The sequence below is a fragment of the Sorangium sp. So ce295 genome (assembly GCF_051527405.1).
GTDB classification, from domain to species: Bacteria; Myxococcota_A; Polyangia; order Polyangiales; family Polyangiaceae; genus Sorangium; species Sorangium cellulosum_B.
In genome coordinates, this window is sequence record NZ_CP150324.1 from 4935506 (window position 1) to 4949903 (window position 14398).

Here is a 14398-nt window from a genome sequence, read left to right on the forward strand (position 1 = left end):
TCGCGGCTCCACCGGGAATGGCATCTACGACGACGAACGACCAGCGTCGGTGCCGCGCTCCAGTCCGATGGCGACGATCCCCGGCGCGCACCCGCCCCGTGACGCGAAAGCCGAGTGAAATGAAGAATCCCGAACAATTTGTGAACGCTCACATTGAAGAACTCCGTTCCAATCGAGCGGCCCGCGACTATCCTCCCGCGCCGATGGCTGAGAAATCTCTTCCGGAGCGCCGCGTCAAAAGGGGCGGCGGGCGGCGGGCCGCGGTCATGGTCGACGTGGCCAAGCTCGCTGGCGTCTCGTATCAGACGGTCTCACGCGTCCTGCACGACAGCCCCCACGTGCGCCGCGACACGAGGGAGCGGGTGCTGGATGCGATCCGCCAGCTCGACTACCGGCCCAGCTCGGTGGCGCAGGCGCTCGTGACAGGGCGGTCGCGGACGCTCGGTGTGGTCAGCTTCGACACGACGCTCTACGGTCCGGCGTCGACGCTCCTGGGGCTCGAGGAGGCGGCGCACGACGCAGGTTATGGCGTGAGCATCTCCAGCTTGAAATCGTTCAGCCGCGCGCCGGTGCTGGAGGCCGTGCAGCGGCTGCGGGACCAGGGGGCCGACGGCATCGTCGTGATCGCCCCGCAGCGGTCTGCGGTGGACGCGTTGCGCCACGTCACCTCCGATGTGCCGGTGGTCGCGGTCGAGGGCGGTCCGGACGACTCGGTGCCGGTGGTCGCGGTCGACCAGCTCGGGGGGGCCGTGTCCGCGACCCGCCACCTGCTCGATCTGGGCCACAAGACCGTGTGGCACATCGCCGGCCCGACCGACTGGCTCGAGGCCGACCAGCGCATCGACGGCTGGCGCTCGGCGCTGCAGGCGGCCGGCGCCGAGGTCCCGCCGCTCCTGCGGGGGGACTGGAGCGCGCGCTCCGGCTACGAGCTCGCCCCGCAGCTGACGCGCACGCCGGGCGTCACCGCCGTGTTCGTGGCCAACGACCAGATGGCGCTCGGCCTCCTCCGCTTCCTCCACGAGAACGGGCGCGAGACGCCGCGCGACCTCAGCGTCGTCGGCTTCGACGACATCCCGGAGGCGGCCTACTTCACGCCGCCGCTCACCACGGTGCGCCAGGACTTCTCCGAGCTCGGGCGCCGGTGCCTCCACGTCCTGCTCGGGCAGATCGAGAGCGGCCAGCGCTCGTGGTCGCGGGTCGTTGTCGAGACCGAGCTCGTCGTGCGCAAGAGCACGGCCGTCCCCCGGCGCCGGTGAGACCGTGCGCGCTCTGCCGTACCAGCTCCGTGATGTGTTCACGGACCGGGACTTTATCGGTTAAGTCATGGGTGCCGAGCTGGGCTGCCGCTTGAATCGCAAAGTTGCCTCGCGATTGCAACATGCGCTGTCGATGCACGTTTCCTGTCAGCCAGGAACTTCAAATGTAGGAAGCTTCGCGCGCGTGTCGTGATCACTTCCAGGTGTGGCGGGAATCATCCGTCGCGAGTTGCACGGCGTGCGTATCGCTGAGTGTGGGCGCCGCCGTTCGTGCCGCTGCCCCCCGGCTTTCTCGCTCCCCGCTTCATCAACGACAATCGTCCGACTTCCGGAAGTCCAACATGAACAAGAAGCTTTCTTCTCGATTGCTGTGCAGCACGGCGTGGATCGCGCTCGGAATGGCGACCCTCTTTGGATGTGGCGATGGGGGCGACGGGGTTGACGACGGCGTGGGCGGCTCGGGCGGGGCAGGGAGCACCGGCACCAGCGCCGGCACGAGCTCCAGCAACGGCACGAACAGCAGCTCCAGCGTCAGCACGACGGCCGGCGTCGGCCCCGCCACCAGCAGCGGCTCGGGCGATCAGGGGACGACCAGCGCCACCTCCGGCGCCGCGACCACGGGGGTCGGCGGCGGGGACGCGTCGACCAGCGCGTCGACCAGCGCGTCGACCGGAACCGGCGGAGCCGAGCCCGAGGGGAAGTTCGTCGGCAACATCACGACGAGCGGCGCCGTGCGCGACGGCTTCGCGAAGTACTGGAACCAGATCACGCCCGAGAACGAGGGCAAGTGGGGCTCCGTCGAGAGCTCCCGCGGGAACAAGAACTGGAGCTCGCTCGACAGGACCTACAAGTACGCGCAGGACAACAAGATCATCTTCAAGCACCACGTCTTCGTGTGGGGCAGCCAGCAACCCTCCTGGGTCGGGAGCCTCTCGCCGGATGAGCAGAAGAAGGCCGTGCGGAGCTGGATGGAGGAGTTCTGCAAGCGCTACCCGGACACGAAGTACATCGACGTGGTCAACGAGCCGCCGCCCCACACCACGCCTTCGTACACGGCCGGCCTCGGCGGCAACGGCGCCAGCGGCTGGGACTGGATCGTCAACTCCTTCAAGTGGGCTCGCGAGTTCTGCCCGAACGCCGTTCTGATCCTCAACGACTACAACAACATCGAGTACGAGAACGAGCACAGGCACTTCAAGGACATCGCGAAGAAGGTGATCGAGGCGGGGGCCCCGGTCGACGCCCTCGGCGCGCAGGCGCACGACGCCTTCAAGATCAACACCAACACGGTCAAGGGGTACATCGACTCGCTCGCCGAGCTGGGCAAGCCTGTGTACATCACCGAGTACGACATCGGCGAAGCGAACGACAACCGGCAGAAGCAGATCATGGAGGAGCAGTTCACCATGTTCTGGAATCACCCCAAGATCCCGGGGATCACCCTGTGGGGTTACATCGTCGGCAAGACGTGGAGGAACGGCACAGGCCTCCAGCAGGAGAACGGCACCATGCGGCCGGCGATGCAGTGGCTGATGGACTTCCTGGACCGTGGTGGCTGACGCGGAGCCGGCGCGCTGAGCTGGACGAGCTCCTCGACCGGATGAGCTCGGGCGCGCTCGTATCTCGTACGGATGCGGGCGCGCTCCCTCCAGGTCTGCGTCGGTCTCTCTGGCCTGAGCCGGGTTCACGATCCGATCCTGGATCGTGAACCCGCTCGCTGGCTGCGTATCGCGAGGCGAGCAGCTGGTTGGCGCCTCCTCGCGAAGACCCGTGTCGGTCAGCGAGCGTCGTCGATCACTGGGGCACTTGGATCACGTCCTCGCAGGTGAAGTCGACGCCCAGCGAGACCTCGACGTCGGCCTGAACCACGGCGCAGGTATCGTCGCATAGGACGATCGCCGTCGGGTTCGCAGGGTCGTCGTAGCGCCACGTCCCCGCGGCCGCGCAGGCCTGGTCATACGTGAGGGTCGTCGGCATGTTGCTCGTGGCGCTCGTGTAGGTCACGTTGACCTTTTGCTTGTCGAAGCTCCTCCCGTCGGGCGGCGGCGGGATCGGGATCGTGCACGAGACGGCGGCGCCGCGGATCTTCTCGATGGCCGTCTTGAACGCGGCGATCGTCTCGTCTGGGTTGCCGGTGTTCAGCATGGATGCCTCTCCCGTGCCGCCCGCCTCGGCGATCTGGTGCAGGTTGGTGAGGCTAGGCGGCGCGTCTGCTTCCCCCTGCGGACTGTCGACCCCGATCACGAAGGTCGGGATGTTGGCGGCGCGCGCCGCGTTGACCTGCGTCACGACGGCCTCGAGCGTGTCCGCCGCGCCCCCGCACAGCTGCGGATAGCCATCGGTCACGAGCACGATCGCATATTTCCCGGGGTTCTGCTGGCGCTGCGCTTCGATGAAGGCGAGGGTGCCTTCGACCGCGAATACCGTCGGCGTGGTGGTGCGCCACGTTCTCGAGCTGCTGATCTCCGGCTCGATGGCATCGATCGCCATGCCGAACGCCGGGGAGGGCAGCGGCGTCATCGGGACATGCGGGGTCAAGTAGATGTCGGCCTGGCACGCCTGACGCGCCGCTTGCGCGCCTGGGAAGAACGTGAGCGACGCCTGGAACCCGGCGGACGAGGGATCCACGAAGAACTGCTTCGTCGCGATCGCGACGGGATCCCACTTGAGATCCTTCCTGCGCCACTCCACGTCGCTCGCTGTCATGCTGGCCGATACGTCGAACGCGAACGCGAGGTACACCTGTTGAAATCCGGCCTGGGACGACTGGGTGGCGCACGCTTCCCCCGCGCCCGTCGAGCTCCCGTTGCTGCTTCCGGTCGCGCCGGAGCCCCCGCCCGAGCCCGCGCCGCTTCCGTTGCCGAAGGTGTCGTCATAGCCGGTGCTGGTGCTGGTGCTATTGCCGGAGCCAGAGCCGGAACCGTTGCCGGAGCCGTTGCCGGTGCCGGTGCTGCTCTGCGAGCCGGCGCTGTCCCCGTTGCCGTCGTTGGCCCCGCCGCACCCCGCGCCGATCAAAGCCACCATTGGCAATGCAATGGCTATCCTAGGCAATCTCATGAGCCGACTCCTTCTGGAACGCGTGCCAGCGCGGTCCGCGGGCACGAAGTTAGTTCGCGACGAGAGGTCTCCAGAGGCGGAATTTTCCAGTGCATGCCTCGCCGGAGCCCCGGGATCGATGACGAGTATAATCGATGACGCTGATCTTTGCGCGGGATACGGTCTGGCGGAGCTCCTTGCGGTAAACGTCTTCATCGTGCAGCGACGCTGCACGCGTTGGTCGTCAAGAGCAGCTCGCGTGCGCCGGTCGCCTTCTGGAAAATCGACCCCACGCAAAGATTCATCCACGTGTTGAATTGCCCCGGCGGCGCTGCGGCGCGCCGGGAGAGAACAGATGCGATTCGGGTTCGCAAAGTACACCGAGAATACCGAGGAGGTGCCGACCGGAGAGGGCCTCTGGAAGACCGCTGGACCGATTAAGATGCACCGGTACCGGCCACCGGCGCTACCTCGCGGATGGCCCGAGGCGCCTTGAGCGCCAGGTCATCTCGCCGGGCGAGGAGCGCGAGGCCGCGGCTCGGAACCGGGCGCGGCGCGCGCGCCGGGTGCTGTGCCGTCGCGGGCGCGAGGCGGGACGACCCATCGGGTCGGCTCGACCTGGCCGCCTCCCTCCCGCACGGCGAGGTCGACAAGCGTGGCCATCCTCGTCGCTACCTCCGTGAAGGTGTCCTCGGCCTCGCGATCCTGCGGAAGCCGGTCCGGCAGGGTGGGGCGCGTGCGATGGATACGATATCGGTCGGACAGGCGCGCGCCGGGGAAGGCGCGGCGCAGCTCCTCCATCCCGCCGATGAGCGCGACGAGCGAGCCCATGGTCGCCGTGCCGTTGTCGGAGTCCCAGCCGGACAGGGTACCGATCTGTACGGTGCGCCGGAAGCTCCCCTCACCGAACAGGAGGGCCAGCGTCGCGGTCGCCAGGTTGATCGCGGATTCCGTGAACCCCCGATAGACGAAGCCATGCGCCGAGGCCCGCTCCTGGTAGCGATCCGCAATGGCGTCGCGGGCGCGCTCCCAGTCGTCGCGAGCCTCGGCGCGATCGCTGGTCGATAGATAGGCGGACAGCACGAAGTCGATGACGTCGGCGGCCTTGGACTCCGCCGGCAGGTAGCTCCTGGCCTCACGGACGATCCGCACGATCTCCTGTCGCCGCGGCTTCTCCAGATCGACGGTCGCCGCGAGCGAGAAGAGGAGAACATGGAACTCTGCGGCGTGCGCGGCGTGATCGCGCGCGGTGGTCCGGATGGGGAGGTCAGCGATCCGCAGCGCCAGCTCCGGCATGCCGGGCGCGAGGGCGCCGAAGATCTCCGTGGTGAGCTGGGCGTCGATCTGGAGCGCGTCCGGGTTGAGCGCCGGATCGCTCGTCGCGGGGGGCAGCAGGCCGCGCTCGAGGAGATCGCGCGCCCTCCGGTTGGAGACCCAGATGAAGTCGTTGATGTGCGCGCGCCATCCGTCCCGGATCCGCTCGGGGGAGAGGAAGAGCGTCCCCGCCTCGGTCATGAGGTGGAGGTAGACATACTCGATGTCGGTGTCATCGTCGGCCGGGCAGGGGTCGAGGAGGACGAAGTCGATCGGCGCCCCGTCGCGCCCCAGGGGCTTTCCCCAGTCAGCGTCGGTGAAGAAGGGGCGCTCGATGCGGACGCCCTCCGTGCGAAGCCCTGTCCAGTTGGCGATGCACGCGCCAATCCACATCGCGCGGAGCCGCTCGGCGTAGGCTGCGCGATCGAGCTGGAGCCGCGGCCTCGGGGACATTCCCGGGGCGTCCCGTTGCTCCATGGGAGCGGCGAGCGCGCGGCGCGGCGCGTCGCCGGCGCCCGCGAGCGGCGATAGAGAGAGGAGCGCGAGCAGGAGGCCGCGCGCGCATGCGCGTGGCCCGACGCTGGGCGAGCCTTCGACAGGGCGTCGATCGCGGCGGGTGCGCATGAATTACCCCCCCTCGAGTGCGCGATCGGTGCGTCGCGCATGTCCTCGCTTCGCGGCGGTGCAAGCGTAATGCCTCGCCGAGCCCGCTCCCCTGGCGTCGCTCGCGCCATTAGGTTTCGATCATGAACGCCGGAAGTCTCGATGGGCGCGGCGCGCTCCTGGACCGCCTTGTCTCGAGCGCGGCCCGCCATCTCCTCGGCGCGTCCCTCGCCATTGCGCCGGGCGCCGCGTCGATCACGCCGGTGCTGGAGGATCTCCTCTCCTTTCATCCCGGGTGGATGACACGGAGCGTGACAACGCATGACCCGGCAGGGGGCAACGATGATGGATATCGCCCGGGGGTCGCGCTCGAGGGGGACCACCGGGTTCTGTTTCACGCCCGCGGGGAGGGGAGAATCGCGCGCATCTGGATGACCGCCCCCCGCGCGGAGCTCGAGAGGCAGGACCAGGAGATCTGGATCGAGATCGACGGACACACGGCGTTCCGCGGGTCGCCGGGCGATTTCTTCGGAGGCAGGGGCCCCTGGAGATCGCCTCTCGTGCTCGACGTGGACGCGAGCTCGGGCGCGTATACCAGCTACGTCCCCTTCGCCTGGTCGAGCGAGGCCAAGGTCCGCTTCCGGGGCGTTCCCATCTATTACCAGATCACGTACCGCGAGGGCCCCGGGGCCGCGTCGGGACCGACGCCCGAGGAGCTGTCGCGATTCATGACGGAGGACTGGACAGCCACCCTGCCTGCCCCGCCGCGCCGGGAGAGCCTGCGCGCCAGCGCGCCGCTCGTCCTGGCGACAGGCCCCGCGACCGTATCAGGGATCGACGTTCACATCCCGGCGGGGAGCTTGAACGACCTCTCAGTGAGGATCGGCGGACAGCCGCCCATACCAGCGTCGTTCTTCTTCGGCCTCGCCAGCTCGGGCACCGACGCCGACGGCGGATGGACGACCTTCCGGAGCGCGCTGCACGCCGCCTGGACGCCCGACGCCAGAGGGGCAGGCAGGCTCGCGACGCGCCTGCCGATCCCGCTGGCCGAAGGCGAGGTGCTCTCGCTCGAGGCCGCGCCCGGGCAGGAGATCGCGGGTGTCGAGGCGGCCGTCGACCTCGCGCCCGCCCGCCGAGGCGTGCGGCTGATCGCGCAATACCGCGATCAGATGGCCCCCGGACGCGAGACGACGATGCCCCTCTTCGAGAGCGATGAGCCGCTCCAGTTCGTCGCGCTTCTCGAGGAGATCAGCGGCGGCCGACCGAACGATCGGACGTACCTCGAGGGCGACGAGATGATCCGCACCGACGGGATGTCGCACCCGCTGCAGATAGGGACCGGCACCGAGGACTACTTCAATGGAGGCTTCTATTTCCTGGGCGCGCACCATAACCCCTTCAGCGGGCTGCCCCGCTTCCTCGTCGTCGATCCCGAGGATGGATGGAAGAACGCCACGTTCGTCCATTCCCTGTACCGCCTGCACGTGGCCGATCCCATCGTGAGCCGCTCCGGTCTGCGCTTCGGCATCGAGGCCGGGCCGACCGGCGCCTACACGCCGCTGCGGGTGCGCTCGCTGGGCCTCTCTTACGCATTCCCGGAAGTTCAGGTGATCGGTGAGCAGGAGGTCCGTGCGGCCGGGCGGCGGCGGCTCGTGCATTCGGCCGTCGACGCCGAGCGGCTGGAGCTCCGGCGGCGATCCTGGTCCAGCGAGGGCCGCGGGATCACCCGGATCGAGGTCGCTTGCCCGTCCGATGCGCGCGGCCTGCTGCTGCTCCGAGCGTACTCCGCGGCGAACGCCCCGCAGACGGCGCGCGTGAGGCTCGACGGGCGGGAGGTCGGCGTGCTCCACGAGATGCAGGCGAACCCTGTCCGGTCGCTCGCCGAGGACGCGCTCTGGATCGACCTCCTCCCCGAACAGTGCGGCGCAGGCAGGCGCCCGGTCCTCGAGATCGACGCGACACGCTCCCCGGCGCCCTGGAGCGAGCGGGGTTACACGCTGCGGTTCTTCTCCGGACCTCCCACGCCTCAGCTCACGCAGGGGCCCGCGGTGAAGATCTTCGATTCGGAGAGCATCCCCGGAGGGCCGTTCTATGTGAACGATCACTCGATGATCCAGCTCGCCGACGGCCGCTGGATCCTCAGCGGGATCTTTCACCTCGAGCCTTATCGACCGGACGCCGAGCGTGAGTTCGTCCTCGCCACCGCGCCTGGCCCCGGGCCGGTGAGCTGGATGGAATCCGTCTCACCGAGCCTCACGCTGGCGCCGGAGCGCTCCTCGATTCGCGCCCTCTCCGACGAGCGCTGGATCTGGGCCCCGCACATGGTCCGGGACCGGGACGGCAGCCTGGTCATGATCTTTCACGTGGGCACGCACGACCCCGACCGATCCGGCTTCCGGATCGCGCGCTCGCGCGACGGGTTTACCTGGAGCCGCGAGGGAGGGACGCTGTTCGAGGACATCTGCGTCGCCCGCGATCCGATGCTCGCCCGGCTCGGCGATCTGTGGGTGGTGTACTATACGCGCTGCGCGTCGATCGAGTCGCCCCTGAGCGGCGTCGCCTACCGCACGTCGCTGGATCTCTTCCACTGGAGCCCGCCGGCCATGGCGCTCACGCTCGGGCCGGAGACGGCGATGCGCAACAGCGGTTATACCGAGTCGCCGTTCGTGTTCGAGCGGAAAGGGTGGTTTTACCTGACGCTCACCAGCTATCCTGTCGACTACGACGCCACGTTCGTCTACCGCTCGCGCTCGCCGTTCGCGTTCCCGCCGCGCGCCGTCGCCCGGCTGCGCGCTCACGCGGCCGAGTGGGTCGCGGAGGGCGGCGACTTCGCGTCGGGGCGCCTGTTCTTCACGCACGCAGGGGCCGGGAAGGGCGGCGTGTTTCTCCAGGAGCTCCTCGGCCTGTGAGGCGAAGGCGAGGGGTTTCAAGCCCTGCGTGCCGGGTGTAGGGTTCGCGCATGAAGGTACTCAAGCGCGTTGGGCTCGGGCTCGTGGCGGTCGTCCTCCTGTTCGTGATCGTGGTGATGACGCGGCCTTCCACGTTCCGCATCGAGCGTTCAGCGACGGTGGCGGCGCCTCCAGAGGCCGTGTACGCCCAGATCGTCGACTTCCACGCCTGGGAGCGGTGGTCGCCGTGGGAGGGGCTCGACCCGGCCCTGAAGAGGACCTACGCCGGGCCCGCGGCCGGCCCCGGCGCGTCGTACGCGTGGTCGGGCAACGACGACGTGGGCGAGGGCAAGATGACGATCACGGGCGCAGAGCAGCCGTCGAACGTCACGGTCCGGGTCGAGTTCATCAAGCCGATCGAGGCGACGAACACGACGAACTTCACGCTCGCTCCGGCGCCCTCCGGCACGAAGGTGACGTGGGTGATGGAGGGGGAGAACGGCTTCATCGGCAAGGCGTTCGGGATGTTCATGGATATGGACAAGATGGTCGGCGCCGACTTCGAGAAGGGGCTCGGGGCGATGAAGCAGATCGTCGAGTCGAAGGCGGCGCCGCCGAGCTGACTGCGCGGCGCCGTCCGACCCGGCTCGACCTGCGCGCGCTCGCCGGTTCGACCCGGGTGAATCACGAGCTGCAGGCGAGCGTCGCGCCGGGATGAGCTTGCCTGCACCGGGTGCAGCCGAGAACTCCCAGGGTGCTTGTCGGACGGATCTCCGCCGGCGACATGCTCGCCGGCGCGAGCGTGGCCGCGATCCGTCGACTATCCTCTCGCGCCCATGAGCGTCCATGTCGTCGTGTGCGCGTTCGCGATTGCCGTCCTCGCCGCGTGCTCCAAGACGTCGTCATCGGCGACGACGTCGACGGACGCGGGCCCGGGCGCGACGGGCGGCGCGCGCCTCCGCATCGCCGTCGTGCCGAAGGGGACGACACACGAGTTCTGGAAGAGCGTGCACGCAGGCGCGGTGAAGGCCTCGCGCGAGCTCGATGTCGACGTCGTGTGGAAAGGGCCGCTCCGGGAGGACGACCTCAAGGCGCAGGTCGATGTCGTCTCGAGCTTCGTCGCGCAGGGCGTGTCCGGCATCGTGCTCGCGCCGCTCGACGCCGCGGCGCTGAGGGCGCCGGTGCGAGCGGCGAGGCAGGCGAAGATCCCGGTGGTCGTGTTCGACTCCGATCTCGCCAGCGACGATCACGTGAGCTTCGTCGCGACCGACAACGAGGCGGCCGGGAGGCTCGCCGGTGAGCACCTCGGCAAGGCGATCGGCGAGGACGGCAAGGTCGTCGTGCTCCGCTACCAGGAGGGCTCGGCGAGCACGCAGCACCGCGAGAAGGGGTTCCTCGACGCGATCCGCGCGATGCCCGGCGTCACCATCGCGAGCGAGAACCAGTATGGCGGCGCCACCACAGAGTCGGCGTTCCACAAGAGCGAGAGCCTGCTGCTCGCGCAGAGGGCGGCGGAAGGGGCCATCGCCGGGGTGTTCACGCCGAACGAGTCGACGACGTTCGGGATGCTCCAGGCGCTCCGCAAGACGAACGTCGCGAGGAAGGTGAAGTTCGTCGGCTTCGACGCGTCGGAGAAGCTCCTCGGCGCGCTGCGCGAGGGCGACATCGAGGCGCTCGTCGTGCAGAACCCGTTCAACATGGGGTACGTCGCGGTCAAGACGATGGTGGCGCACCTGCACGGAGAGAAGGTCGAGGCGCGCATCGACACGGGCTCGCGCGTCGTCACGAGGCAGGACCTCGACGACCCGGCGGTGCAGGAGATCGTGAGACCCGACCTCGCCAGGTGGCTCGGGGAGTGAGCGGCCCGTGGGCGGAGAGCGCGCGCCCCTCCTCGAGGTGACCGGCCTCGCGAAGGCGTTCGGCCCGAACCCGGTGCTGCGCGACGTCTCGCTGCGGGTAGCGCCGGCGAGCATCCACGCGCTGCTCGGCGAGAACGGCGCGGGCAAGAGCACGCTGGCGCGCGTCCTGCTCGGCATGGAGCGCGCGGACGCGGGCGCGATCCTGCTCGGAGGGGCGCGGTACGCGCCGGCGTCGGCCGAGGAGGCGCGCCGCGCGGGCGTCGTCCTGGTGCCGCAGGAGCGGACGCTCTGCGCCCACCTCACGGTCGTCGACAACGTGGTGCTCGGGATCGAGCCGCTCGCGCGCGCGCGGCTAGGGCTAGAGATCCGGGACCGCCCGCGCGCGCGCGCCGTGGCGCGGGCGGCGATCGCGCTCGTCACCGCGGATCCGGGCCGCGTGCCGCTCGACGCGCGGGCCGGGGAGCTCGGCGTCGCCGATCAGCAGCTCGTCGAGATCGCGCGGGCGCTCGCGCAGGGCGGCCTCGGCGAGGACGGGCGGCTCGCGGCGCGGCTCCTCGTCCTCGACGAGCCGACATCGAGCCTGGGCCAGTCGGACGCCGCGCGCCTGTTCGAGCGCGTCGGCGCCCTGCGAGACGCCGGCCTCGCGGTGCTGCTCGTGACCCACTTCCTCTCGGACGTGCGCGCGCACGCCGATCGCTACACGGTGCTCCGCGACGGCCGCGTCGCGGGAGAGGGCGATCCGCGCGAGATCGAGCCGGCGCAGATCGTCCGCGAGATGCTGGGCCGCGCGCTCGATAACACGCGCGCAAGCGCCGACACGCGCGCGAGCGCCGACACGCGCGCGAGCGCCGACACGCGCGCGAGCGCGGTGTCCGAGGCGGCGCGCCCGGACGGCGGCGAGGTGGTGCTCGAGGCCGAGGGCGTCTCCGGCGTGAAGCGGCCGAAGCGCGCGTCGCTGACGCTGCGTCGGGGGGAGATCCTTGGCATCGCCGGCCTCGTGGGCTCGGGGCGGACGGAGCTCCTCCGCATCCTCGCGGGGCTCGATCCGAGGCGCGGCGGGACGGTCGCGCTGCGCGCTCCTCGCGGGATCGGCCTGCTGAGCGAGGATCGCGGCGGGGAAGGGTTGATGCTCGGCCGCTCGCTCGCCGAGAACGTCTGGCTCTCGCCGCGCGCCCCGCGCTTCGCCAGGCCGAGATCGGTCCTCTCGGAGGGCGCGCGCTGGATCGAGAGGCTCGCGATCCGCACGCGCGGGCCGGAGCAGCGCGCCGGCGAGCTCTCGGGCGGCAACCAGCAGAAGGTCCAGATCGCGCGGCTGCTCCGCGAGGACTTCGACGTGCTCCTCGTCGACGAGCCGACGCGCGGCATCGACGTGGCGAGCAAGGCGCAGGTGCTGGCGCTGCTCCGGGATCTGGCGCGCGCCGGCAAGGCGATCGTGCTCGTGTCGAGCCAGCTCGACGAGCTCGTCACGACCTGCGATCGCATCGCGGTCCTCCGCCGGGGGACCCTGGACCCGCCGCGGCCCGCGTCGTCATGGACCGAGGCGTCGCTCCTCCTGGAGGTATCCTCGTGAAGAAGCGTCCGCCGTGGGTGGGGCCGCTCGTCGCGCTGCTGCTCGTCTATGCGCTCTTCGCGGCGCTGACGCCCGACACGTTCCTGCGCAGCCAGAACCTGCTCACGATGGCGCGGCAGACGGTGGTGGTCGGCATCTGCGCCGTCGGCATGACGCTCGTCATCGCGACCGGCGGGATCGACCTCTCCACGGGCTCGCTCGTCGCGTTCACGACGGTCGTCCTCGCGAAGCTCCTGCGCGCGGGGGTGCCGGCGCTCCCGGCGGCGCTCGTCGCCGCGGCGGCGGCGGGCCTCGTGGGCGCCCTCGTCGGGACGCTCGTGGGGCGGGCGCGGATGGTGCCCTTCGTCGTGACGCTGGGCACGATGAGCGCGCTGCGCGGCGCCGCGAAGGGGCTCGCGTCCGAGCAGAAGATCGACGCGGATCCGCGCGGTCTCGACGCGCTGCTGTCGTCCGACCTCACCGCGCCCGGGCTGTGGATGACGGCGGCGCTGGCGATCCTGGTCTTCGCCGTCCTCATGTTCACGCGCTTCGGGCGGCACGTGTTCGCGGTCGGCAGCAACGAGGCCGCGGCGCGCCTGTGCGGCATCGACACGGGGCGCGTGAAGATCGCGGTGTACACGCTGTCGAGCCTCCTCGCCGGCGTCGCGGGGGTGATGGAGTTCTCGACGCTGACGGTGGGTGATCCGACCGACTCGATCGGCCTGGAGCTCGAGGTCATCGCGGCGGTGGTCATCGGCGGCGCGCCGCTCTCGGGCGGCGAGGGGAGCGTCGCGGGGAGCGTGATCGGGGCGCTGCTCATCACGGTCATCCGGACAGGCGGCGTCCACCTCGGGTTGCCGAGCTGGGTGCAGGAGATCGCGACGGGCGCGATCATCGTCGTCGCCGTCGCGGTCGACCGGGTGCGGCGAGCGCGCGGGGCGCGCGCCGCCGCGGGCTGACGGTGATCCGACGCGCGCGGCCTGCGCGTCGCGGCGTGTCCGATGCTCACGGATCCCCGCGCAGCGCCGTGCGGATGGCTTGCTCGACCGGTGAGCTCTCGCCGCTTTCGCGATCGAGCCGCAGCGGTTCGGTCGGGAGCAGCGGCGGCTGGGCCATGAAGCGCGGGCGCGTGCCGCGGTGCGGCTGCGCTGCGTGGACCAGCAACGGGTGGCACAGGTAGACCGTCCCCGCCTCGCCGGTCGCGAGCACCTGCGGTCGGTGGGCCGTCTCGGCGAAGCCGTTCGCGGCCAGCTCTCGCAACGTCAGCCCCGGCTCGCCCGCCGGCGCGAGCTGCCTCGCGATGTCCAGATGGGACCCTGCCCGGATGCGCGTCGGCGCGTCGGATTCGCCGACATCCGAGAAGAGGAACAGCATGAGCAGCGCGCGGCCGCGCGACGCGACGTTCACGCGCCACGACATGAAGTCGGGGTTCTCGGTGCCGAAGCTCATGTCGACGTGCCAGCCGGTATCCCCTGGATCGTCGGGAGACGGAAAGCGAACTGGGAAGGTGCCGAGCGCTTTCTGCGGTTGCCAGCGCCCGCGGCCGACCAGCTGATCGAGCGCGGAGTGAAGCGCTGGCGTGTTCGCGGCGTCAGCGAACGGTCGCTGGCCGTACATCCCGAGTCGAACGACCGGCTTCGTCCAGGTCTTCGGATCCTGCGGATCCATCCCGGTGTCACGCCACAGGATGGCGCGGCCTTCGTCGGCGAGGACCCGCGGGAACGCTTCATCGATCCGGACGAATCCATCGGCGATGAAGCGCTCGATCTGTTGATGGCTCAGCTCGACCATGGTGCGCGGACCAGTCTGTATGGCCGCTCCCGCGGGTGCAAGCGGTCCACGTCGGGCTCGCCCGGCGTCGTGGGCTGCGCCCAGGCGGTCTTGGCGCCTGGA

Annotated in this window: 10 protein-coding genes; 7 read left to right on the forward strand and 3 right to left on the reverse strand. The window is 70.1% G+C overall.

Annotated elements, in window-relative coordinates:
- Positions 1–203 precede the first annotated feature (203 nt).
- Both WMF11_RS18640 and WMF11_RS18645 read left to right on the forward strand, forming a co-directional pair.
- On the forward strand, positions 204–1256 hold the full coding sequence (locus tag WMF11_RS18640; RefSeq protein WP_437553365.1) for a LacI family DNA-binding transcriptional regulator: 1053 nt from the start codon (positions 204–206) through the stop codon (positions 1254–1256).
- A gap of 341 nt (positions 1257–1597) precedes the next feature.
- Positions 1598–2815 (forward strand): endo-1,4-beta-xylanase, encoded by a 1218-nt coding sequence (locus WMF11_RS18645; RefSeq protein ID WP_437978411.1) that lies wholly within the window; start codon positions 1598–1600, stop codon positions 2813–2815.
- 235 nt (positions 2816–3050) lie between these two features.
- On the opposite strand, the gene WMF11_RS18650 is transcribed toward WMF11_RS18645, so the two are convergent.
- Positions 3051–4280: a vWA domain-containing protein gene (locus WMF11_RS18650; protein WP_437978412.1), complete on the reverse strand. Its 1230-nt coding sequence runs from the start codon at positions 4278–4280 to the stop codon at positions 3051–3053.
- A gap of 516 nt (positions 4281–4796) precedes the next feature.
- On the reverse strand, positions 4797–6230 hold the full coding sequence (locus WMF11_RS18655) for an ADP-ribosylglycohydrolase family protein (RefSeq protein WP_437978413.1): 1434 nt from the start codon (positions 6228–6230) through the stop codon (positions 4797–4799).
- Between the two features lie 122 nt (positions 6231–6352).
- Here WMF11_RS18655 and WMF11_RS18660 point away from each other — a divergent pair, with 122 nt between their 5' ends.
- From WMF11_RS18660 to WMF11_RS18680, 5 genes are all read left to right on the forward strand, one after another.
- Positions 6353–9118 (forward strand): DUF2961 domain-containing protein, encoded by a 2766-nt coding sequence (locus WMF11_RS18660; protein WP_437978414.1) that lies wholly within the window; start codon positions 6353–6355, stop codon positions 9116–9118.
- A gap of 50 nt (positions 9119–9168) precedes the next feature.
- Positions 9169–9720, forward strand: coding sequence for an SRPBCC family protein (locus WMF11_RS18665; RefSeq protein WP_437978415.1), 552 nt, complete (start codon positions 9169–9171; stop codon positions 9718–9720).
- A gap of 213 nt (positions 9721–9933) precedes the next feature.
- Positions 9934–10956, forward strand: a complete 1023-nt coding sequence (locus WMF11_RS18670) for an ABC transporter substrate-binding protein (RefSeq protein WP_437978416.1) — start codon at positions 9934–9936, stop codon at positions 10954–10956.
- 7 nt (positions 10957–10963) lie between these two features.
- Positions 10964–12526, forward strand: coding sequence for a sugar ABC transporter ATP-binding protein (locus WMF11_RS18675; protein ID WP_437978417.1), 1563 nt, complete (start codon positions 10964–10966; stop codon positions 12524–12526).
- A complete protein-coding gene (locus tag WMF11_RS18680) occupies positions 12523–13464 on the forward strand; it encodes an ABC transporter permease (protein ID WP_437553381.1) in 942 nt (313 codons plus the stop codon). Before WMF11_RS18675 ends, WMF11_RS18680 begins: the two co-directional genes overlap by 4 nt.
- Before the next feature lie 46 nt (positions 13465–13510).
- Here WMF11_RS18680 and WMF11_RS18685 read toward each other — a convergent pair whose 3' ends face one another.
- Entirely contained in the window at positions 13511–14296 is a 786-nt protein-coding gene (locus WMF11_RS18685) for a phytanoyl-CoA dioxygenase family protein (protein WP_437909727.1), read from the reverse strand.
- Positions 14297–14398 lie beyond the last annotated feature (102 nt).

Excerpts from the sequence above, each read along its gene's own strand:
- WMF11_RS18660 (WP_437978414.1), top strand. The coding sequence starts at position 6,353 with ATGAACGCCGGAAGTCTCGATGGGCGCGGCGCGCTCCTGGACCGCCTT.
- WMF11_RS18685 (WP_437909727.1), bottom strand. The coding sequence starts at position 14,296 with ATGGTCGAGCTGAGCCATCAACAGATCGAGCGCTTCATCGCCGATGGA.
- WMF11_RS18670 (WP_437978416.1), top strand. The coding sequence starts at position 9,934 with ATGAGCGTCCATGTCGTCGTGTGCGCGTTCGCGATTGCCGTCCTCGCC.
- WMF11_RS18665 (WP_437978415.1), top strand. The coding sequence starts at position 9,169 with ATGAAGGTACTCAAGCGCGTTGGGCTCGGGCTCGTGGCGGTCGTCCTC.
- WMF11_RS18640 (WP_437553365.1), top strand. The coding sequence starts at position 204 with ATGGCTGAGAAATCTCTTCCGGAGCGCCGCGTCAAAAGGGGCGGCGGG.
- WMF11_RS18645 (WP_437978411.1), top strand. The coding sequence starts at position 1,598 with ATGAACAAGAAGCTTTCTTCTCGATTGCTGTGCAGCACGGCGTGGATC.
- WMF11_RS18655 (WP_437978413.1), bottom strand. The coding sequence starts at position 6,230 with ATGCGCACCCGCCGCGATCGACGCCCTGTCGAAGGCTCGCCCAGCGTC.
- WMF11_RS18650 (WP_437978412.1), bottom strand. The coding sequence starts at position 4,280 with ATGGTGGCTTTGATCGGCGCGGGGTGCGGCGGGGCCAACGACGGCAAC.